This is a genomic window from Pseudomaricurvus alcaniphilus, assembly GCF_011440395.1.
GTDB lineage: Bacteria > Pseudomonadota > Gammaproteobacteria > Pseudomonadales > Cellvibrionaceae > Pseudomaricurvus > Pseudomaricurvus alcaniphilus.
Map to the genome: position 1 here is coordinate 85233 of NZ_JAAOIX010000013.1, position 22247 is coordinate 107479.

General features: G+C 60.1%; 21 protein-coding genes. 2 read left to right on the forward strand and 19 right to left on the reverse strand.

The genetic code is table 11. The annotated features are described in order from the left end of the window. Window positions 1-612 (reverse strand): HvfX family Cu-binding RiPP maturation protein, encoded by a 612-nt coding sequence (locus tag G8764_RS20500; RefSeq protein ID WP_341806436.1) that lies wholly within the window; start codon window positions 610-612, stop codon window positions 1-3. A 264-nt stretch (window positions 613-876) separates the two neighbouring features. After that, window positions 877-1485 carry a carbonate dehydratase gene (gene can / locus G8764_RS20505; protein ID WP_166167577.1) on the reverse strand — a complete coding sequence of 203 codons (609 nt, stop codon included), beginning with the start codon at window positions 1483-1485 and terminating at the stop codon, window positions 877-879. 121 nt (window positions 1486-1606) lie between these two features. Between can and G8764_RS20510 the strand changes: the two genes are divergently transcribed. After that, window positions 1607-2497, forward strand: coding sequence for a fructosamine kinase family protein (locus G8764_RS20510; protein ID WP_166167580.1), 891 nt, complete (start codon window positions 1607-1609; stop codon window positions 2495-2497). 7 nt (window positions 2498-2504) lie between these two features. Beyond that, the gene (locus tag G8764_RS20515; protein ID WP_166167583.1) at window positions 2505-3263 is read left to right on the forward strand and encodes a glycerophosphodiester phosphodiesterase; all 759 of its coding nucleotides are present in this window, start codon (window positions 2505-2507) and stop codon (window positions 3261-3263) included. On the opposite strand, the gene G8764_RS20520 is transcribed toward G8764_RS20515, so the two are convergent. The 17 genes from G8764_RS20520 to G8764_RS20600 all read right to left on the reverse strand — a co-directional run bounded on the left by G8764_RS20520 (window position 3187) and on the right by G8764_RS20600 (window position 21998). Beyond that, window positions 3187-5319, reverse strand: coding sequence for a thioredoxin domain-containing protein (locus G8764_RS20520; protein ID WP_166167586.1), 2133 nt, complete (start codon window positions 5317-5319; stop codon window positions 3187-3189). The two genes, G8764_RS20515 and G8764_RS20520, sit on opposite strands and share 77 nt — an antisense overlap. A gap of 197 nt (window positions 5320-5516) precedes the next feature. Further along, a complete protein-coding gene (locus G8764_RS20525; RefSeq protein ID WP_166167589.1) occupies window positions 5517-6002 on the reverse strand; it encodes a GNAT family N-acetyltransferase in 486 nt (161 codons plus the stop codon). A gap of 63 nt (window positions 6003-6065) precedes the next feature. Continuing rightward, complete coding sequence (lipA, locus tag G8764_RS20530; RefSeq protein ID WP_166167755.1) at window positions 6066-7031, reverse strand: lipoyl synthase; 966 nt, start codon at window positions 7029-7031, stop codon at window positions 6066-6068. A 35-nt stretch (window positions 7032-7066) separates the two neighbouring features. Then, a complete protein-coding gene (gene lipB, locus G8764_RS20535) occupies window positions 7067-7780 on the reverse strand; it encodes a lipoyl(octanoyl) transferase LipB (protein ID WP_166167592.1) in 714 nt (237 codons plus the stop codon). 7 nt (window positions 7781-7787) lie between these two features. Continuing rightward, the gene (locus G8764_RS20540; protein WP_166167595.1) at window positions 7788-8078 is read right to left on the reverse strand and encodes a YbeD family protein; all 291 of its coding nucleotides are present in this window, start codon (window positions 8076-8078) and stop codon (window positions 7788-7790) included. Between the two features lie 83 nt (window positions 8079-8161). Then, window positions 8162-9319, reverse strand: coding sequence for a D-alanyl-D-alanine carboxypeptidase family protein (locus G8764_RS20545; protein WP_166167598.1), 1158 nt, complete (start codon window positions 9317-9319; stop codon window positions 8162-8164). A gap of 117 nt (window positions 9320-9436) precedes the next feature. Then, window positions 9437-10315, reverse strand: a complete 879-nt coding sequence (locus tag G8764_RS20550) for a septal ring lytic transglycosylase RlpA family protein (RefSeq protein WP_279538480.1) — start codon at window positions 10313-10315, stop codon at window positions 9437-9439. Window positions 10316-10328: 13 nt separating this feature from the next. Then, the gene (mltB, locus tag G8764_RS20555; protein ID WP_425049218.1) at window positions 10329-11342 is read right to left on the reverse strand and encodes a lytic murein transglycosylase B; all 1014 of its coding nucleotides are present in this window, start codon (window positions 11340-11342) and stop codon (window positions 10329-10331) included. A 441-nt stretch (window positions 11343-11783) separates the two neighbouring features. Beyond that, a complete protein-coding gene (gene rodA / locus G8764_RS20560) occupies window positions 11784-12905 on the reverse strand; it encodes a rod shape-determining protein RodA (protein WP_166167758.1) in 1122 nt (373 codons plus the stop codon). A 23-nt stretch (window positions 12906-12928) separates the two neighbouring features. Continuing rightward, window positions 12929-14818 carry a penicillin-binding protein 2 gene (mrdA, locus tag G8764_RS20565; RefSeq protein ID WP_166167607.1) on the reverse strand — a complete coding sequence of 630 codons (1890 nt, stop codon included), beginning with the start codon at window positions 14816-14818 and terminating at the stop codon, window positions 12929-12931. Window positions 14819-14913: 95 nt separating this feature from the next. Further along, window positions 14914-15381: a 23S rRNA (pseudouridine(1915)-N(3))-methyltransferase RlmH gene (rlmH, locus tag G8764_RS20570; protein ID WP_166167610.1), complete on the reverse strand. Its 468-nt coding sequence runs from the start codon at window positions 15379-15381 to the stop codon at window positions 14914-14916. Window positions 15382-15395: 14 nt separating this feature from the next. Next, complete coding sequence (rsfS, locus tag G8764_RS20575; protein ID WP_166167613.1) at window positions 15396-15743, reverse strand: ribosome silencing factor; 348 nt, start codon at window positions 15741-15743, stop codon at window positions 15396-15398. Between the two features lie 18 nt (window positions 15744-15761). Beyond that, window positions 15762-16397, reverse strand: coding sequence for a nicotinate-nucleotide adenylyltransferase (gene nadD / locus G8764_RS20580; RefSeq protein ID WP_166167616.1), 636 nt, complete (start codon window positions 16395-16397; stop codon window positions 15762-15764). Window positions 16398-16418: 21 nt separating this feature from the next. Then, a complete protein-coding gene (locus tag G8764_RS20585) occupies window positions 16419-17672 on the reverse strand; it encodes a glutamate-5-semialdehyde dehydrogenase (protein ID WP_166167619.1) in 1254 nt (417 codons plus the stop codon). 55 nt (window positions 17673-17727) lie between these two features. Then, on the reverse strand, window positions 17728-20478 hold the full coding sequence (locus G8764_RS20590) for a serine/threonine-protein kinase (RefSeq protein ID WP_166167622.1): 2751 nt from the start codon (window positions 20476-20478) through the stop codon (window positions 17728-17730). 126 nt (window positions 20479-20604) lie between these two features. Further along, entirely contained in the window at window positions 20605-21417 is an 813-nt protein-coding gene (locus G8764_RS20595) for a PepSY-associated TM helix domain-containing protein (RefSeq protein ID WP_341806439.1), read from the reverse strand. A 71-nt stretch (window positions 21418-21488) separates the two neighbouring features. Beyond that, entirely contained in the window at window positions 21489-21998 is a 510-nt protein-coding gene (locus G8764_RS20600; protein WP_207952006.1) for an FMN-binding protein, read from the reverse strand. Between the last annotated feature and the right edge of the window lie 249 nt (window positions 21999-22247).

Sequence of the window (22247 nt, forward strand, 5' to 3'; positions counted from 1 at the left end):
TCAGCACACAGCCTTACAGCGGCGTGCGATCCAGTAATCAATACTGACGTAGCGCCCCGCGCCGGTGAAAAACAGCACCAGGCACATAACGAAGTAGGTAATCGAGAACTCAATGCCGTTATTGAGCACCACAAAATTACCGCTTTCTGTCAACCAGTCGTAGTTGCCGTGCTGCTTCAATATCTCCCGGGCACGGGCCAGGCGATCCGCGGCTTCCAGCACCCGCTCATTGGCGAACAGCCAACTGGGATCGGCCACCGCCTGCCAGCCATTAGGCCAGTGCACCGCAAAGGCCGCCACCAACATGGTAATCATCAGGGGGATGGCAAAAAACCGCACCGCCAACCCTGCCAACAGGGCGATACCGCCGCCAAACTCTGCCAGCGCGGCCAACCACGCCATCAACTCGGGCATGGGCAAACCCAAACCCCAGTCCGGGTTGCCAAACCAGGCAATGGTGTTTTCTATGCCGACGATTTTTTTCCAACCGGCATAAAGGAAAATCGGGCCGAGATAAAGCCTCAGGGCCAGCGGCCCCAGGCCATCGAAATGTTTCAATCCCTGCAAGAGACGAAAATACATATTTGCCAGCTTGCATACCAGGCCGGTCACAGACGCCCCCTTAACCACATTACAGTGCCAATTTGGACACACTTGCAGCAGGGGAGTTCCTGCACTCGGTGTCGCCACCGGGGCAAAGCACAGATATTGTGGTTACCCCGGCCGGTTATTTGCAAAAGGAACGGTTATTTGCAAAAGGAACGGTTATTCGCAAAAGGAACGGTTATTTGCAAAAGGTACAGTACTGTTGAATAAACTTGTTAATGTAACGCAATGTCTTTATCGCAGTGTCCGCCACCGCAGGAACGCGCCCCACTACGTCAGGCTGGCCGCGTCCCGGGTAACCTTGAGGTCCCTGACGAGGCCGTCTTCGAGGCTGTAAATCCAGCCGTGCAGGGTCAGGTCCTGGCCGCTGCGCCAGGCATTGCGGACGATGGTGGTCTGGGCGACATTGCCCACCTGGGAAATAACGTTTAACTCACACAAGCGATTGGCTCGCTCCTTGTCCGAGGTGGCACTGTCGACGGCGGTTTGGTGCGCGCGATAGACGTCGCGGATGTGTTCCAGCCAGTTGTCGATCAAGCCGTGATTGGCTGAGTCCAGCGCTGCCTGCACCCCGCCGCAGCCGTAATGACCAACCACCAGGATATGTTTGACCTTGAGTACTTCGACCGCGTACTGGATTACCGACAGGCAATTGAGGTCAGTGTGGACCACCACATTGGCGATATTGCGGTGCACAAAAATACTGCCCGGCTCCATCGCTACGATCTGGTTGGCGGCGATGCGACTGTCGGAGCAACCAATCCAGAGGTATTCCGGGACCTGCTGGCGCGACAGCCGATTAAAATATTCATCGTCCCGCTCGTTCACGTCTTTGGCCCATTCCCGGTTATACTTGAGCAATTCTTCAGGGGTGTTCATGCAAATTTTATCCTCAGTGATAGGATCCAGGGGTTGTGCTAATGCCAGCAATTGAAACGGCCGCTGCCAGCCGCATTTATACCGCAAATATCCGCCCAGCTCCAGATAACAAGGTCACGCCGTGCCGTCACCGAGCCTGGATTGCCTGAGCCAAATCGTGGCCGCAGCGCTGGCCGGCCGCGACGACCAGTTTCACGCCACCAGGGTGCGGCAGGCGCAGCCCGTCAGTGGCGGTGACATCAATCACTCGCTGCGCCTCGATACAGATGGGCCAACCCTGTTTTTAAAGCTCAACCAGAGCCACCGGGTCGATACCTTTGCCGCCGAGATGGATGGCCTGCAGGCCATCGCCGCGACCGAAACCATCGCCACCTGCCGCCCGCTGGCCTGTGGCCAGCTGGAGCAATACAGCTACCTGCTGCTGGAGTATCTGCCCCTGCAAGCGCAGGGTGACTGGTCCCTGGCGGGGAGCCAGTTGGCACAAATGCACGCTGTCGCCCTGGGCCAGCGCTTCGGCTTCGACCGGCCCAGCTACTGTGGCGGTGCATTGCAACCCAACCCCTGGCATGGCCATTGGGCGGCATTTTTCGCCAACTGCCGCATCGCCCCGCAGCTGGTACAGCTTTGGCAGACTACCCCGCAGAGCCCGAAAGTCGCAGCGGCGGTCACCGCCGTCGAACACCTGCTGGCCGAGCACCAGCCACAACCATCACTGGTACACGGCGACTTGTGGCAGGGCAACATCAGCTTTAGCGGCGGGCAACCGGTGATCTTTGACCCGGCGATTTACCTCGGCGACAGCGAGACCGACCTGGCCATGAGCGAACTGTTTGGTCGTTTCCCCGATGCTTTTTACCGGGCCTACCACGACCAGCGCGCGATCGCCCCGGGCTATGGACAACGCCGCGACCTGTACCAGCTGTACCATATTCTCAACCACGCCAATTTGTTTGGCGGGGCTTATATCGCCGACGCCCGCCGGCGACTTGCCCGCCTGTCAATCGAGGAGTAGCCCCACCATGCAACCAAAACCCGGGGGCTTGCCCTACCCCCTGTACTGTGTCGCTCACCGCGGCGGCAGCCAAATCCACACCGAAAACACCCTGGCTGCATTTCGCGAGAGCCTGGCTCTGGGGGTAGATGCCATCGAACTGGATGTCTTTAATGTCGGCGGCGAGTTGTTGGTCACCCACGATCGCCGCCTTGGCAATACCCTGCCAGGCAGCGGCCGACTACTGGATCAGCGGCCAGACGTTTTGCGGAGCCTGGTGCTGGCCGACGGCAGCAGCATCGCCACCCTGGAGGAGGTGCTCGAGCTGGTAAATGACCGGGCGCTTCTCAACATAGAACTCAAGGGCCCCGATTGCGCCGCGCCGGTGGCGCACCTGCTGGAGGCCTATAGCCGCGAGCGACAACTTTCACTGGAACAATACCTGGTGTCGAGCTTCGACCATCGCCAGCTGCTGCAATTCAGGCAGTTGCTGCCCGGCGTCAAGCGCGGCGTATTGCTGGAGGGTATACCGCTGGACCTGGCTGCCTGCAGTGACGCACTGGGGGCCTGGTCACTGCACCCGAGCCTGAATTTTGTCAATGCCGAACTGGTGACCGCGGCCAAGCGCCAGGGATTGCAGGTGTGGGTTTACACAGTGAATGAGGCTGACGACTGGCAATTGATGTGTGAGCTGGGTGTGGATGGTGTATTTACTGACTTTCCAGGGCGTCTGCTGGAGTGGAATCGGCACTGCCAAGCGGCTCATCGACCGCCAACAACTGGCTGAGCTGCGCCAGTAACTGCTCCTGATCCAAACAGGGCTCGAGACAATCCTCGCCCACACAGACCAGCGCCTCACCGGGCTCCATCCCCATAGCGTCGGGCGGGTAACTGCTGGCCTCTGGCGAGAGGCGAAAACACTGTACCCGACCATTAAAGCGCTGCCAGATGGCCTGCTCCCAGGCGGCCATCGCGCCGTCGTCCATCAGTAACACCCGCGGCATTGGCTGCAAATACTCGTCCAGTACCTGCACCAGGGTCAGGTGGGTGTCTGGCGCTTGCTGCAACGCGGTGGCGGAGGCATTGAGGATACTGACCGCAGCGTCTGAATAACGCGGCTCGCCGGACAATTGTCCGACCCGCAACAAGGCCCGGGCAGCACTACCGTTGGCCGCAGGCTGGATCGAATCCATAAATGGCTTGGGGCGAAAAATAAGACTCTCGGCATCGTCCGCAGTGTAGAACAGGCCGCCCTGCTGCCTGTCCAGGTGCAAATGCAACATGGACTCGGCCAGCGCCAGCAGCAAGCGATAATCGCTGTCGCGCCAACTTACCTGCAGCAGTTCCAGCAGGGCTTCAATCAGGTAGGCGTAATCATCCAGAAAGCCGTGGCGGCTGGCCTTGTTATCCTGCCAACAGGTGAATAAACGCTGATTTACCCACAGCTCACGCTCGATAAAATCCACTGCGTTGCGGGCCAGTAGCAAACACTCGGCATCGCAACGCGCAAATGCAGCCAGCCCTTTAATGACCAGAGCATTCCAGCTAACCAGGATCTTGCGATCCACTGGCGCCGGCGCACGGGCGCGACGCGCGCGATCCAACTTGTCGCTGGCGGCCTGGTAAAGGGCAGCCGCTTCGCACTCTGCCAGCGATAACGCCGCAGCCACCTGCGCCAGTGACTGCTGCTGGCTCAAATGACGGCGCTGGTCACAGTCTCCACCTGGCAGGCCAAACAGTGCAACAAACACCCGCCATTCATCGGCACTCAAATGGGCCTGGATTTCGGCGGGACTAAACAGGTAGTAATCCCCTTCGCAGCCATCGATATCGGCATCCACGGTGCTGAAAAAGGCCCCGCTGGCGCTCAGCATGTCCCGCTTCAGCCAGCGCACAATACCCCTTGCCGCAAATTCGAATTGTGGATGCCGCAACACCTGTCGGGCCTGGGCGTAAACCTCCAACAACAGCCCGTTGTCGTACAACATTTTTTCAAAGCTGGGCCGAGCCCAGCCTTCATCGCTGCTGTAGCGAAAGAAGCCACCGCTGATCGGGTCGCTGATACCGCACTCGGCGATGGCGCAGAGGGTGTACTGCAGATGCTCCAATTGGCGCCGGGGCAAACTCTGTCGGGCATGTTGGTGGAGCAGAAAATTCAAAATCACCGGCAGTGCAAATTTGGGGCTGGAGCCAAATCCGCCGTGGGCCTGGTCTTGCTGTTCTGCCAGCGCAGCGAGAGCGGCCGGCACCAGCGACTGGGGGACATTTACCGCTTCCGCCGCGGTCTGGGACATATGCTCGACGCTATCTGCCACCTGGCGCAACAATCGCCGCAGCGACTTGGGCTGGAAGTGATAAAAATGATGGGCCTTTACCAGCACTTCCGCAAACCCCATCTGCTCCCCCTCTCCATGCAGGGAAAAATGGGTGCCGGCAATAAACGGCAGGCGGGTTTTGGGGCACAAGAACAAAGTCAGGGGCCAGCCGCCGGGATGCCCGTTAAGAAGCAGGTGCATGGTCTGGTATACCGCGGCAATATCCGGCCGCTCGTGCTGATCCACGCAGATATTGACGAAATTTTCGTTCAGCAGGGCTGCAACTGCAGGGTTCTCAAACGAGTTGCGTGACATATCCTGGCACCAGTGACTGGCGGCATAACCGATGGTTAACAGGATTGGTTTATTGAGTTTTTCCGCCACCGCAAAAGCGCAGTCGCTCCAGGCCTGCCAGGCCACCACCTGCTGCCGGTGCAGCTCGTAGTAGGCACCCCGCTCACCGGCCAGCTGATTCACCAGCGGCGGCGGCTCTACCGCATTATCCTTGAGTAATCCCGGCAGGGCCATATTCCCCTCTCTGTCTGGAGTCTGCAGCTTTCACACTGGTTGGAGTACCTGCCCCGGACCCAAACTTGGCGCCAAAAGCAACATTTGCAACCATACTACCGCAGTTTTCGACTTAAGCAAACTTTACCCGTTGCTTTCCCGCACCTCGACCCCAAGCGCGACCAGCGCGGCAAAGCCGTGGCTCCCGGAAGGCCGGGTCAGAGGCTGCGCCGCATAATTTTTGTAACCTCACCACCAACGGTCTTGCTAAAGCTGAAATCCCAGCCCAGGCGGCGGTAAAACGCACACTTATCAGTGGTGTAGAGATAGAGTTGCGGTATTTGGTGACGCCGCGCCACCGCCTCAATGGCCCGGACCAGCAGGCGGCCAAAACCACTGCCGCGCCGCTGGGGGACAACATAGACGTTGGCCACCCAGAAACTGGATAAAGACGAGGTGGAACCGTGGTATTGCAGCAAACTGATATTGCCAACCGGCTGTTGCTCAACCGCCAGCACCAGGGTGACAGGCAACTTGCGGGGGCCCAGGTATTGCCTGAAGGCGGCCAGGCGGTTGGCATAGGTGCCTTTATCGGGCCATTCCCGCTGGTGCCACTGCGCCAGCACAGGCAACCAGTCGGGCCTCTGCTGCAACTCGACCAACTGTACCTCGGGACTGCCAGCCTCGCTGGCGTGCAAGTTCATCCTGACGACTCCGGCAGAATAAGTGGCCACCCACGCCAGTGCTCGCGGGTGTTGTTTAACCTCTTACTTAACCTCTTCCCCGTGGGCCTGCTTGTCGGCGTGGTAGGAGGAGCGCACCAGCGGACCACAGGCGGCATGCTTGAAGCCCAACTGTTTCGCCAGCGCCGAGTACTCCTCAAATTCATCCGGGTGCACATAGCGCTCGACCGGCAAATGCTCCAGTGAGGGCTGCAGATACTGGCCGATGGTGAGCATATCGATATCGTGCTCACGCATATTGCGCATCACTTCGAAGATCTCCTCTTTGCTCTCACCGAGACCCACCATCAGGCCCGACTTGGTGAGGACATCCGGGCGCCGCCGCTTGTACTCTTGCAACAGTCGCAGCGACCATTGGTAGTTGGCACCGGGACGAGCCTGGCGGTAGAGGCGTGGCACGGTTTCCAGGTTGTGATTAAACACATCCGGAGCCTCCTGCTCAAGAATATCCAGCGCCACATCCATGCGCCCGCGGAAGTCCGGGGTCAGTATTTCCACCTGCAACTGGGGCGAGAGCTGGCGCGCCTCGCGGATGCAGTCGGCAAAATGCTGGGCACCGCCGTCGCGCAAGTCATCCCGGTCCACCGAGGTGATAACCACGTACTTGAGCTGCATATCCGCGATGGCCCGCGCCAGGCTGGCTGGCTCCTCTGTGTCCAGGGGGTTCGGCTTGCCGTGCCCCACATCGCAAAAGGGACAGCGACGGGTACAGATTTCCCCCATAATCATGAAGGTTGCCGTACCGCCGCTGAAACACTCGCTCAGATTGGGGCAGTTGGCCTCTTCACAGACAGTCGCCAGTTTGTTGCTGCGCAGAATTTTCTTGATGCGATCCACTTCCGGCGAATTGCCGATGCGCACCCGAATCCAGTCCGGCTTGCGCTTGATTTCGTCGGTGGCAATGACTTTCACCGGTATGCGCTCCACCTTATCGCCGTCGCGCAACTTCTCACCCTGTTTCAGGCGCTGACTGCGCTTGACTGGAACCATACTGGTATCTGTTGTACTCAAAGCCAATCTCCCGACTAAGGTTTGTTTTCAGTAGCCTGCGGAGCGGCATCCGCATAGCGTTGTAATATTGCCTCTGCATCCCCGGCCGCCACGACATTTTGGTAGCCTGATTGTCGGGCAAAGTGCTCGGCAATCAACTTCGCCAGTTCGCTCACTGAGCCGGCTCGCGGGTCTGCGCTCAGCTCGCTGGTCTGCACCATCTGCAACCCCTGATAGCCACAGGGGTTGATGCGCAGGAAATCGCCCAGGTCCATATCGACATTGAGACTGAGGCCGTGATAGCTGCAGCCCTTGCGAATACGAAATCCCAGCGAGGCAATTTTCGCCTCGTTGACGTAAACGCCGGGTGCATCCGGCTTGGCATAGGCCTCAATGTCGATCTCAGCCAGGGTCGCAATAATGGCGTTTTCAGTTCGCGTCACCAGGTCCCGAACCCCGAGGCCGTGACGACGAATATCGATCAGCGGGTAGGCCACCAACTGCCCGGGGGCGTGATAGGTAACCTGGCCGCCCCGATCCACCTGCACCACCGGAATATCCCCCGGCATTAACAGGTGCTCGGCCTTGCCAGCCTGCCCCTGGGTAAAAACCTTCGGGTGCTCAACCAGCCAAAGCTCGTCATCCGACCGGGCATCGCGGCAGTCGGTGTAGTTGGACATGGCCCGCCACACTGGATAGTAATCCTGTAGCCCCAGGGTCCGGGCCACCAGCTGGGACTGCGGTTGCATCGTCACCTCAGAGGACCATCTTGGTCTGGCTGTTGGAGCGCAGGTCTTCGTGCAGCGACTGCAACTGCTCCACCCCGGTGGCGGTAATAAAAAAGGTTATCGACTGGAAGCGGCCATTGCGACTGGCTTTGATACTGATACGCGTCTGGTCGAGGCCTGGCGCGTGACGTTCCATAACCTCGATGGCAAACTGCTGGAAATCAGTGCCGGCATCCCCCATCACCTTGACGGGGTAGTCCTCACAGGGAAACTCTATTTTTGGCGCCTCCTGGGAGGCGGGTTTAACTGCATCAGCCATGCGAATCAACGGTTAGTTCAAGACCCGCTGATTATAACCCGGACCGGCACCGGGACGCGAGAATTCCGCCCCGGCAGGCCTGGTCAACTGAACAGGTTGAGGAAAAACAGTACGATCATATCCCAGAGGCGAGCAAACAGCCCGGCTTGCTCAACCCCTTCCACGGCGATCAACGGCACATCCACCAGAGTCTCGCCAGCCAGGCTAACGGTCAGGTTGCCGAGCACCTGTCCGGCACTGAACGGTGCCTTGATCACCTCGTCGATATGCAGTTCAGCCTGCAGGTCGTCGGCACTGCCGCGGGGAATGGTGAGAAACAGGTCATCGGCGATGGTCAGCTTGACCGAATCCTGCTTGCCGGCCCACACCCGTGAGTCGCCCAACTCCATCCCGGCGGTGTACAACTTGTGGGTCTGGAACCAGCGAAAACCGTAATCGAGCAGGCTCTGGGACTCCGAGGCCCGGCCCTCATCGGAGCGCGCTCCCATAACCACCGAGATCAGCCGCATTCCGTTGCGCTCGGCCGACGCCACCAGGCAAAACCCGGCCTCTTCGGTGTGCCCGGTTTTCAAACCGTCCACGCTGCTGTCGCGAAACAGCAGCCGATTGCGATTGGGCTGGTTGATGCCGTTGTACTTGAAGTACTTTTCCGCGTAGAGCTTGTAGTGGTCGGGATAGTCATAGATCAGCGCCCGGGCCAACAAGGCCAGGTCGCGGGCCGTGGTCAAATGACCCTCGGCGGGCCAGCCGGTGGCGTTTTTATACACCGTGTTGCGCATACCGAGCAGCTCCGCCTGCTGGTTCATCACATCGACAAACGCCTTTTCACTGCCCGCCACACGCTCCGCCAGCGCCACGCTGGCATCGTTGCCCGACTGCACAATAACACCGCGCAGCAAGTCCTTGACCGGCACCTGGGTGCCCTCCCGGACAAACATCTTCGAACCGCCCATGCGCCAGGCCTTGACACTGATATCCACCGGGTCATCTTCGCCCAAAGTGCCTTTCGCGATTTCCGCCGACACCAGGTAGCTGGTCATCATTTTGGTCAGGCTGGCTGGCGGCAGTTGCTGATCGGCATTCTGCTCCACCAGTACTTTACCCGTATCGCCATCCAGCAGCAGGTAAGCGCTGGCTGCCAGTTGCGGCGGGGCAGGGATCATCACGTTGGCCGAGGCATTCACCATCAGCAAGCCGAGAGTAAGGAAAACGAGGGTTTGGGTAAATTTGCTGCTCAACATAAATCTCAATTGTCTATCCAAAGGCGATGGCGCTGTCGGCGCCGTAAAGGTGTCGCGGTCGCGGTAACGACCGCCGGATGACCCGCAGGCCAGTACTCAGGTCACGCTGCTGCGACCTCAATCGTAAATAATATGCGGTGCCGGCATCTCATTGCGCTCCAGCTGCTGGCGAATATCCATCAGCGCCAGGTTGTCCGCAATGGGCCCGATCCGCACCCGGTAGAGCTTGTCCTTGCGCGGCGCAGAGACAAAAACCGGTAAACTGGTCAGGCCGGCGATGCGCTGGCGCACACTTTCTGCAGCGCTGGGTGAGGCAAATGCCCCGGCCTGTAAAAAAGTATTTGCCGGTAACTTGTAACCCGCCGCATATTCCGGCGCCGGCAATTCTTCATTGCGGCTGGCCAGCACAGTGGGTTGCGGTTGCGGCTGCGCTATCGCGGTGGCGGTGGTGGTAGCAGCGGGAGTCGCGGTGCCGATATTCTGGCCCGGCTCCACCACTTCGATCCTGACCGGCGCCGTGCCGTGCTTGAGAAAGCCCAGTTTACTGGCCCCGGCATAGGTCAGGTCGATGATCCGATCGTGCAGAAAAGGGCCGCGATCATTGACCCGTACCACCACTTGCCGACCATTTTGCAAATTGGTCACGCGCACATAGCTCGGTATCGGCAGGGTCTTGTGGGCGGCGGTCATACCGTACATGCTGTAAAGCTCGCCGTTGGATGTCTGCCGACCGTGAAACTTGGTGCCATACCAGGAGGCGACCCCCTCCTGGGTAAAGCCAGTGCTGTCTTCCATGACCCAATAGGTTTTACCCATAACGGTGTAGGGGCTTTTATTGCCCGCCGGGCCGCGCACTTCCTCGCGCGGCACCGCATCGGGAATATGGGAGACATCCACCGGCCGGGCCGGGCCGCCATCGCTCACTTCACGACTGGTAAACGAACACCCGGCCAGCAACACAAGCCCTGCCAGCCACAGCAGTCCAATGATTCGCAATCTACCCACCACCTTATTTCGCCCCCACTGTGGCGGACTCTGCCCGCTCGCGTATAGCCTGACTCAATTCATACACCGCCAGGGCGTACAGCTCGCTGTGATTATACCGGGTAATGACGTAAAAGTTGTGCAAGCCGAGCCAGTATTCTGTCCCCCCGTCACCTTGCAGCTGCATCGCCCGGGCCGGCATGTCCGCTGCCAGCGCCAGGTTGGCGTTAAAGCCCTGCTCGCGCAGCTGGGCAACGGTATGGCGCGGCCGCAGTTCCGGCACAAAGATATCCCGGTTGTGAGCGCCGCTGACAGTAGCGGGAACCGCCACCGCTTCGCCGGAGCGCCAGCCGTGGCGGACAAAGTAGTTGGCGACGCTGGCGATGGCATCCTCTTCGTTGCTCCAGATATCCACCAGGCCATCACCATCGTAATCGACCGCGTAGGCGCGATAGCTGGAGGGCATAAACTGGCCGTAACCCATGGCCCCGGCGTAGGACCCTTGCAGACTCAAGGGGTCGCGCCCCTGCTCCCGGGCCAACAGCAAAAACTGTTTCAATTCCTTGCTAAAAAACGCACTGCGGCTGGGGTAGTCGAACGCCAGGGTGGTGAGCGCGTCCATGACCCGATAGTTGCCCCGGTACTGGCCGTAGAGTGTTTCCACGCCGATGATCGCGACGATTATTTCCGCCGGCACCCCGGTTTGTTGCGCCACCCGCGCCAGCGCCTGGCGCCTGCTCTGCCAGAACTCAACGCCTTTTTCAATCCGCGTCGGGGTCAGGAAGATCGAGCGATACTGGCCCCAGGTCTTGGTTTTTTCCGCCGGCCGGGACATGGCGTCGATAATGGCTTGCTTCTTTTCTGCCTGGGCAAACCAGCTGCGCAGTTGCTGCGCTTCAAAGCCATGTTCTGCCACCATTTCCCGCATCAATTCCTTCGCTGCCGGATGCTCGGCGTAACTGCCACTCGCTCCACCAGCGGGCAGCCACAAGGCGAGCGCCAACACCAGGCCAAACTTCAGTTGTTCCAGACTAGGCAATCCCATCATCTCCTTTTTTAAACTCGATTGTTCAAACTGTTGCTTTTAATCACTGGCTTTAAACCCCTGGACTAACCTGGCTACCCTGTGAATTGGCCAGCTATCGGCTTGAGCAGACATATATGCATTGTTGTCCTTGGGGCAGCAACTCTTCTCCCGGCCTGGCTCCAGGGGCTTGCTTTCAAGACTCGCCGTCAACCCATCCATGGGGGCTCCACGACAGCATCCCTGCTGTCGAGGGTCTTGAAAACAAGCCCCTGAAACCAGACCTACCATCGTGCCAACTGAAAGACGTTTCGCTTCGATGGCAATTAGCTGGGCTCAAAATCCGGCCCATGGCATTTCTCCAACACCTTCTCGCAATGCTTTTTCTGTCCAAACCCGGTTTGACTGAATCCGGGCCAATTAATTCCGCCATCGGCAAAGCCGGCCGGGGCCGGTTTAACCGACACTGACCTTGCGCTGCTCGGTGCTGATTGCCATCAACATGCCAAACCCCATCATCAGCGTGACGATGGAGGTTCCCCCGTGGCTCACCAGTGGCAGCGGCACGCCCACAACTGGCAACAGCCCTGACACCATACCGATGTTAACAAATACATAAATAAAAAACGTGAAGGTGATACTGCCGGCCAACAATCGGCCAAACGAGGATTGCGCGCGGGAGGCTATCAGCAGACCCCGGCCAATGATCCAGAAGTACAACCCCATCAGCAACAGCACTCCCACCAGCCCGAACTCTTCCGCCAGTACCGCGATAATGAAATCGGTGTGGCTCTCGGGGAGAAAATTCAGCTGCGACTGGGTGCCGTTAAGCCAGCCTTTGCCGTAGACGCCACCGGACCCGATCGCGGTCTTCGACTGGATAATATTCCAGCCGGCCCCCAACTTGTCCGCCTCCGGGTTTAACATGGTCAGGATTCGCTGTTTCTGGTAATCCCGCAAGACAAACACCCAGAAGGGCCAGGCACTGGCAATCATGAGGCCCAGGGCGGTGAAAATATAGCCCCAGCGCAAACCGGAGAAAAATAACACCAGCAGACCGGAGGTTGCTATCAGCAGCGAAGTTCCCAGGTCTGGCTGGCGCATGATCAATACTGTGGGGATGCCAATCAATAACATTGCCCACACTACATGCCTGAAAGCGGGGGGTAATATTCGCCGCGACAGATAGCTGGCCAGCGCCAGCGGGACCGCCAGCTTCAAAATTTCCGAGGGCTGAAAGCGAAACCCTCCAAGGCTCAGCCAGCGCTGGGCACCTTTTGCGCCCACCCCCATAAACAGCACCAGCACTAACAGCACCACACCCGCCATAAACAACCAGGGTGCCCAGTACTCCAGCAGATGCAGCCTGACCTGGGCCACGGCAAACATCACCCCGTAGGCGAGCAGGAAAAACACCGACTGGCGCTGCAGGTAATGCAGGTCCTGGCCGCTGGCGCTGTACAGAACCACAAGGCCGTAGAGCGTTATTAGCAGCAAGCCGAGCAACAACGGCAAATCGATATGGCAGCGCTGCAACAGGCTTTCCGGCCGCCGCAAGTCGCGACTGGCTTCCGGCATACGCCGTTGAAAATCACTGGTCTTCAAAATATTCTCGCATCGCTTTCTGCCCCGCGGACCAGCTGCTCGCTGTCCCGCAACTGCAATTGCATATACTTGTCGATTACCTGGCGAGCCACCAGGGCGGCCTTGGAGCTTTTCTCGCCGTTTTCCACAATCACTGCCACGGCTATCTGCGGCTGCTCCAGCGGGGCGAAAGCCACGAACAGGGCGTGATCGCGCTGCCGCTCGCGCAGTGCCTCCGAGTCATACTTCTCTCCCTGGGCAATCCCCACCACCTGGGCGGTACCGGTTTTACCCGCCATGCGATAACCCAGCCCCTTGTTGATAACCTGGGCCGTGCCGCGCGCTCCGTGCACGACATTTTCCATCGCCTCGAAGACTGCATCCCAGTGACGGCTGTCCACGCTATCCAGCGTGGTGGATTTTTCCTCGGTCAAGGTGTTGCCGATCGCCGCTACCAGGCGCGGCTGGATAAAACGCCCGCGACTGGCGAGAGTGGCCGTCATGGACGCCAACTGCAGCGGCGTAGTCAGTGAAAACCCTTGCCCGATACCTACGTTGACCGTATCCCCCGGATACCAGGCCAGCCCCATGGCCCCCCGCTTCCATGCCCTGGAGGGCCAGATACCCGCGCGCTCGCTGGGGATATCTATGCCGGTGCGACTGCCCAGGGCAAAGCGGGAGCCGAAGTCGTGCAGGCCGTCTATACCCAGCCGGTAGGCCATATCATAGAAGTAGGTATCACAGGATTCGGTAATGGCCTGCAACATATCGACCCGGGTGCCGTGGCCGTGGCGCTTCCAGTCGCGATAGAGCCGCTCGTCCCCTTTCAGCTTGAAGAAGCCCGGATCATAAACAGTGGACGTTAAAGTAATCACCTTGTGGTGGAGGCCACCGAGGGCGAGCATCGGCTTGATGGTGGAGCCGGGCGGGTACTGTCCCTGGATGGTGCGATCAAACAGCGGTAAATCCAGGGATTCATTGAGCTGCCGGAAGTCACGGTGACTGATGCCGGTAACAAACAGGTTGGGGTTATAACTGGGCGCACTCACCATGGCCAGCACCCCGCCGTTGTTAACATCCAGCGCAACTACCGCGCCGCGGCGACCGTCCAGCGCAGCCACTGCTTCCCGTTGCAGCTCGGTATCGAGGAACAGGCGCAGGTTTTCGCCCGGCTGGGGTGAAATTTGCTCCAGCACCCGCAACACCCGGCCGCGCGCGTTGGTTTCCACGTACTGATAGCCCACGGTTCCCAGCAGGGTATCTTCGTATTGCCGCTCCAACCCTATTTTACCAATCGTATGGGTGCCGCTGTAGCGATGAAATTGCTCGTCATCGAAACCGGCCAGTTCGCGGTCATTGATGCGGCCCACATAGCCCACCGAGTGCGCGTACAGGTCCTGCATGGGGTAGTCCCGCACCAGCTGTGCGGACACGGTAACCCCGGGCAGGTGGTATTCGTGCACCGCCAGCCGGGCAATTTCCGCCTCCGTCAGCCGAAAGGTCAGGGGCACCGCCTCAAACGGGCGCCGGCGTTGCTGCAGGCGCTTTTCAAAACCCTCCAGGTCTTCCGCGTTGATCTCGACCAGCTCTGCCAACAAGGCCAGGGTAGCGTCGAGATCATCGACCTGCTCTTTGATGATTGCCAGGGTGTAACTGGGCCGGTTGTCGGCCAACAGCAAACCGCGGCGATCCATAATAAGGCCCCGCGTCGGCGGCAGGGCCTGCACCTGAACCCGGTTGCGATCCGACTCAGTGACGTAATCCTGGTAGTTGACCACCTGCAGGTTATACAGACGGTAGAACAGCAAGCCAAACAACAACAGCGTGCCCAATGCGGCCAGCAAAAGGCGGCGATTTATGATTCTCGCTTCCTTGTAGTGGTCTTTTAAATGCTGGTGTTCATGCATGGGGAGCTAGTTTCGACAGGAAAAACGACAGCTGCGGCAAAGCGGCTAAATTTCAGGGCCGAATTGTATTGGCTTTAAGCCACAGTTCACAGTGATTACTTGTGATAAGGGTGATTATTGAGAATAGACCAGGCCCGGTACAACTGCTCGATCAACACGATACGTACCAGCGGGTGGGGCAAGGTCAGCGCCGACAGCGACCATTTCGCATCTGCCCGGGCCAGACATGCCGGCGCCAGGCCATCCGGGCCGCCGATCAGGATACTGTAATTGCTGTGACTCATTGACCAATTGGCAAAGTTGGCAGCCAGCTTTTCGGTGCTCCAGGGCCTGCCTAATACATCCAGTGCAATGATCAGGTCCCCCTTGGGAATGGCCGCCAGCATCTGCTCACCCTCCCGCGCAATGGCCTTGTCCGTGGAGCTGCTTTTGCCCCGCGGGCCGAGCGGCAGTTCCTGTAATTCAACACTGAACTCCCGCGGCAGGCGCTTGCTGTACTCGGCGTAACCGGCCTCCACCCACGCCGGCATGCGCGCGCCAATGGCGATGATCTTGATTCGCATAAGAATGCCCGGGATTACTCGCTATCGCTGCTGCGACTGCCAGGCTCCATGCTCCAGAGTTTTTCCAGATCGTAAAAACCGCGGGTGGCCGGCATCATCACGTGCACCACGGTATCGCCGAAGTCCGCCAGCACCCACTCACCGCTGTCGAGCCCTTCGACCCCGATCGCGGCAATGCCTCGATCCTTGGCCTCCTGCACCACATTGGAGGCCAGCGATTTCACGTGCCGGTTGGAAGTACCGCTGGCAATAATGAGGGTGTCCATGATATCCGACAGCTCACTCACATCGAGACAGACGATATCCTTACCCTTGAGGTCTTCCAGCGCATCAACAATGATCTTGTTTAATTCATTTGGCATTAATAATTATCGTCCTTTCTAACGGTACAGTTGATTGTTTTTAATAAAGCTCCAGACACTGTCGGGAACCAGGAACTGGGCGCTGTAACCGGCCGCGATAGCGGCCCGGATACTGGTCGCCGAAATATCCAGCATGGTGGCGTCTGCCAGCACCAGCGCCCCTGCGGGTGCCTGCCGCAATTGGGTCGGCGCTGCCAGCCTCGCCCGCATCCAACTGGCCAGCGGCTCCTCTGCCGGCGGCTGCCAGCCGGGCCGCCCGACCACCACCAGGTGGGCGTAGTCCAGCAAGTCGCGCCAGCGGTGCCAGAGATGAAAGGTCGCCAGGGAATCCATCCCCACACACCAGCAGAGGGATACCTCCGGCCCCAGCTCGCAGCGCAGCTCGGCCAGGGTATCCACGGAATAGGAGGGGCTGCTGCGGCGCAACTCGCGCCCGTCGACGCTCAATTGCGGACACGACTCCAGCGCCGCCTCTACCATAGCCAGGCGCTGGCTGCTGCTGCGTCCGGGGACATCCCGGTGCGGTGGCTGGTGGCAGGGCAGCAGCCGCATTTCGTCCAACTGCAGGCGCTGCTGCAACTCCAGCGCCATCCGCAGGTGACCATTGTGCACCGGATCGAAGGTGCCGCCAAACAGGCCAATTATCCGGCGCACAGCACCCCCACGCGAACGCGATTACGCACGAACCTGGCCGTCACCGAACACCACGTATTTCTGCGACGTCAGCCCCTCCAGGCCGACCGGGCCGCGGGCGTGAATCTTGTCGGTGGAAATTCCGATCTCGGCCCCGAGGCCGTACTCGAAACCGTCAGCAAAGCGAGTGGAGGCATTGACCATCACCGAACTGGAGTCCACCTCGCGCAGGAATTTGCGCGCGCGACTGTAATCCTCGGTGACAATGGCCTCGGTGTGAGCCGAGCTGTATTCGGCGATATGCGCCATCGCCTGCTCCATATCCGCCACCACCCGAATCGACAACACCGGCGCCAGGTATTCAGTGGCCCAGTCCTCAACTGTGGCTGCGCCGGCTTCGATAATGGCCCGGGTCTGCTCACAACCGCGCAACTCCACCCCTTTGGCCCGCAGGTCACGGGCCAGGTCAGGCAATACCCGGGACGCCACGGCCACGTGTACCAGCAGCGTCTCCATGGCGTTGCAGACGCCGTAGCGGTGGGTCTTGGCATTGAGGGCAATATTGTGGGCCTTGGTCAGATCGGCACGGTCATCGATATAGACGTGACAAATACCGTCCAGGTGCTTGATCACCGGTACCCGGGCATCGCGACTGATGCGCTCGATCAGGCCTTTGCCGCCGCGCGGCACAATCACATCCACGTACTCGGGCATGGTAATCAGTTCACCCACGGCGGCCCGGTCCACAGTCTCGATCACCTGTACCGCCTCAGCCGGCAACCCGGCCGCCGCCAACCCTGCCCGCAGGCACTGGGCAATCGCCTGGTTGGAATGAAACGATTCACTGCCACCGCGCAGGATCGCGGCATTGCCGGATTTCAAACACAGGCTGGCGGCTTCTACGGTCACATTGGGGCGGGACTCGTAGATAATCCCGATTACGCCCAGCGGCACCCGCATTTTACCCACCTGGATGCCACTGGGACGATAGCTCAAATCGGTAATCGCACCACAGGGGTCGGGCAGTGCCGCCACCTGGCGCAACCCTTCGAGCATGGCGTCGATGCGCGCCGGCGTCAGCTCCAGCCGGTCCAGCATGGCGGCATCGAGGCCGTTGTCACGGCCTTTAACGAGATCTTCCTGGTTGGCAGCCGCCAGCGCCTCGCGAGCCTCGTGCAGAGCATCTGCAGTGGCCAGCAATGCCTTGTTCTTGACCCCGGTGCTGGCCGCGGCAACGATCCGGGCGGCGCTGCGGGCACTGCGGCCCACCGTCGCCATATAGGTGGAAATATTCATGGGTAGTGTCTTCGTAGCTGTTATTAACTGAATTGGTTGCAGTATACCGGAACCGTCACTGGCTTGCCGCTGGACTTGCCGGAGAGTTCCCAGGCGGTGGCCCGGGTGCGTATTGAATCTCGAAATCACGGCTCGACAGCAAGCGCTGCTCCAGCCAGATTTCGAGCCGATAGGCGCCACTGGCAAAACCGTGCAGTGAGTTTTGCAGGCTGAACAAGCGCACCCCCTCCGCCGCGTCCAGCTGCAGATACCGGCGCTCCAGTTCGATACCCGGTCGCCCTTCAAACAGGCGCACCTCCAGCTCGGCCTGCGGCTTGAAGCCCTGGTAGGCAAAACCCACGAAGATCATATCCTCCACTGGCAGCTGGGTCGGGGCAACTTCCGCCAACTCATCGATCGCGTGGGCACTGACCTGCAATCGGGTAATTCTCGGGCGCTCGGCATCCGCAACCGCCCGCTCATTGAGCAGCTTCAATTCCTGCAACTTGATACTGTCGGGGAAGTGCACCAGCGCTCGCGCAATATGGCCGCGGGCGTCATCCCACTGGCCGGCCTGGATGCTTTGTTCCACCTGGCTAATCAATCTGTCCTCAATACTTTGCACCTGGCGGGCGGCCTCCTCGTGACCGCTATCGAGCTGCAGTATTTGGCGCCAGCTGTCGAGACTGCTGCCACCCGGGGGTGTCAACAACTGGCCATTACTGGCCTGCTGTAACGCCCGCGCGCGCAGCAGGTCGATGGCCGCAGACTGCTGCATTCGGGCCTGCAGATCCAGCAGGTCCGGGTCCTCAGCCCTGACCAGCAGGCCGCGGTCGATGGCAACCTGGGCTTCTGCCGGATTGGCCTCTGCCAGATGCCGGCGGGCAATGGCAGCGTAGCGCCGGCTGATCTGTGCCAGCCCCTGCAGGGCCTCGGGCCGCTGGGGGTCTATTGCCAGCACCTGGCGATAGACCCGCCAGGCATTGTTATCCTCCGGCAGAGTCAGGTAGTTCTGTTGCATCAAGCCCGCCGCGGTGTCCAGCAGCCCATGGATTACCTCTTCGTCGGCAATGCTTTGCTCCAGTTTCTGCAGTCGCGACTTATAGACATCGGCGGTAAAAGCTGCACGCGCCAGGGCCGCCGCCTGCCGCGCCGCCGCATAATCTCTCTGCGCCAGAAAACCCTCGATAGTGTCCACAGACGCGCCGCGCAAGGCCTGCAGGGCCTGTGCGGCCTCGATGTCCAAAGGATTGCTGGTTATCAGCTCGCGGTAGATGGCCGCGACCTCGAGCAGTAGCTCCGGCTCCTGCTCTAAACGCGCCTGCAACTGTCTCGCCTGCTGCAGCTGTTCAGCGCGCAGGGCCAGTGAGCTCTGGCCGTTGAGCTGGGTTAGGGCTGGCCCGATCGAGTCAACCGCAGTCGCCTCGGCATTGCTGCTGGTGTCGGCTGTCTCGGGGGTAACGGCTGCCGCAGCCATGGGTGCTGCAACCGCTTGGTCGGGCCACGCTTGGTCGGGACTGAATTGGCCGGGGCTAATTTGGTCGACCAATGCCTGCTCCGGTCTGGCCTGCTCGACCTCCAGCGCCGAACTCGCTGCGCTGGCGCCGGGTAACTGCGGAGCAGGCTGGTTCGCGGCCAGCGCATTTCCGGGGCCGGCCGGGTCGACCACCTTATCCGGGGCAAGCACTCGATCCGGGCCGGACTGCTCTGCTGGAGCAGTCCGCGGGTCGACGCCACTCTGTGCTGCCGCTGCCGCACCGGCTCCCAGGCGCTGCTCCACCGGCAATTGCTGCTGGAAATACACCCCGAAGCCAATGCCAGCGGCAATTGCCAGCCCCAACAGCCAGGCCCAACTGCCGCCGCCACTGCGCTGCACCACCACCGGTGGCTGGGCCGGGGCGGCGTGGGACCGCTGCGATTGAGGATCAGTTGCGGATATTTCTGTTGCCGGTATTGCTGCCGCGGGCACTTCTGCCGCTGGAATGGCGGAAATGGATAATGGCGAGGCCTCCGGCAACTCGACGGGATCCAGTCCGCGACTGCCAATCCGCTCCAGATCAGCTGCCAGGGCGGCCGCATCCTGGTAGCGATGAGCCGGGTTTTTGGCCAGCGCTTTAGCAATCAGGGGCTGGAACAGCTGCAAATTGGGAGGCAGTTGTGGCACCGGTGCCGAGACATGCTTCACTCCCACCGCCACTGCGGAGTCGCCGTCGTAGGGCACTTGGCCTGTGAGCATCAGATACAGCAGGACTCCCAGGCTGTAGATATCCGAGCGCGGGTCCACCGGCTCACCACGCGCCTGCTCGGGACTCATATAGTAAGGGGTACCGACGGCCATTCCGGTCAGGGTCATACCCTGGTGCAAGTCGGACGGCCGGGCAATGCCGAAATCCAGCAATACGGCACGGCCGTCATCTTCGTGCAGGATGATGTTCTCCGGCTTTACATCCCGGTGCACATAACCTTTTTTGCCGGCAAAGCTCAGCGCCTGGGCAATATCCTTGAGCACCGCCAGGCGTTGTTCCAGCGACAGCTGTCGGCGGGCAGTTTTCAGATCCTGCCCCGGAATGTATTCCATCGAGAGAAAGTGGCGCCCGGCGACCACGCCGACGTCGTAAACGGTGACGATATTGGGATGCACCAGGCGACTGACAATTTTCGCCTCGCGCAGGAAACGCTCGCTAAAGTCCTGGTCAGCCGCATGGGATTGACTCAGGATCTTGAGGGCCACCTCACGCTCAAAACACTGCTGGATAGCAAGATAGACTTCGGCCATGCCCCCCTTACCCAGGAGACGCACAATTTTATAGCCGGGAATTTCAATCATCAGGTTGTGGAATTTTTAGCTTGCTGTGGCAAAAGAACGCTCATTCTATGCTGCCAGCAGTGCTTAGCCAAACCATTTAGCCCCAACAGCCAAAACAGGCAACGGCTGACGGCCCCGCCTGAGGGCTCAGGAGCGGTGCCGGGAAGAGCGCCTAAGGGCTTGCTGCAGCCACAAATAAAAGCCGCTAAAGCTCAGGAATACCATCAATATCGCCGCCAGATCCACCAACCAAACCCCCAGGTCACCGCCGATTCGACCGCTGTGGAGATCCAGTATCACCCGCTCCCACGACAGCTCGGTGCCGATTTCGCCCTGCCAGAGCACTTCCGCCAACGCTGCCGGCAACGGCCCGGGTTGGCTCCAAACGGCGGAAGCAGCAGTGCCCTGCCAGCGCAGCTGCTGCAAATCGGCGCTGATCACCTGCTGGTCGCTGAACAGGCACACCCCCGGCTGGCAGCTGCCGATCCGGGCTACAGGCACCGGCAAGCCGTGCACGGCGGTGAGACGCTCGACGATGTCGCCGGCAGCGGTCAGCAACAGTAACTCCCGCTCGCAGGCGGCCAGCAGCAGGCCCTGTAAGGCGGCCGTATCGCCCTCTCCATCGCCCGCCCCATTGCTCACTGCATCGCCCACTACTGCACCCACCAGAGCGCCGTCACACTGGCCGAGCCGGCGCCCATCGAGATATAAGGAGCCATGTTCATCGCCGCTCAGCCACCGCTCCCCCACCTGATAGCTGCGCAGCAGCGGCAGATCGACGCCGTAGTGCGCCAACAGCCAGGCCTGGCGCACCGGCTGCTGACCGAGGCTCATAGCGGTGGTGTGATTGAGCATGATTCCGGTGACGGCGACCAGCAGCAGAATGGCGGCCGCAATCAGCCCGGCACGCCGATGCCAGCGCCACAGCCACGGCCGCAGCCAATGGCCGCGTTTACGCACCCGATGCGAGCGGGAAGTTGATAAACCTGGTTTGCGGATAATCTTGCCCTGGGTCAGTGTTCTCCGGGAAACTACGGCCCGGAGAACGGTGTTTGCCGATGACAGAAAAGCGCAAGTGTAACGATTTTAGTCATCGCGCGCACCGACAGGGTGGCACCGGTGATGCCGTCGATATGGCCATCCAGTGCCAGCGAGTCGTTTGAGCCCAGCTGCAACCCCTGGAACTGGCTGGTGAAAAACGGGTAGCGAATCTCGCCACCGCGACTCTCGCGATATTCCAGCACCTGGGTTTCTGCAACCTGTCCAGCGTCCACGACCACGCCAATGGTAATGGGCAGCTCCTTGCCAATCTCCTCGAAAATCCAGGCAGTCTTCTGCCCCATACCCCAATAGCGAATGCGCAGGGTGGGAAACTTGCGCCCCAGGATGGCCTCGATATGCTGCCGTTGTTCGGCGTTGACCCACAGGGTTTGCCAGACCACCTCGGCAGCAGGGAAAGCCCGCTGGCGGAACTCGTCAGTGGTCAGGAATACGCCCCGCTGGGCACTGGCTGCCGGAGCAACCAAAACCAATATCAGCATTAATATCTTTATGGGCATAAGTGTGCATTCCAATATCGAAGAGCCCGAGCCAACATCGCTGCGTTTGCGTAGATGGCTCAAGCGGGTTTTCGCACGTCTAACGAACAGCTCTCCAGCAGCAGTCGCCAGCTCAGTGCCACCGGCGCACTGGCGGCAAAGTGACACGAGCACACCGCAGCAGAGACAAAAAAAGGGCATTGAATAAATGCCCTTCCCTGATCACCCGCGCTCGTTCGTCAGTCCCCGGAG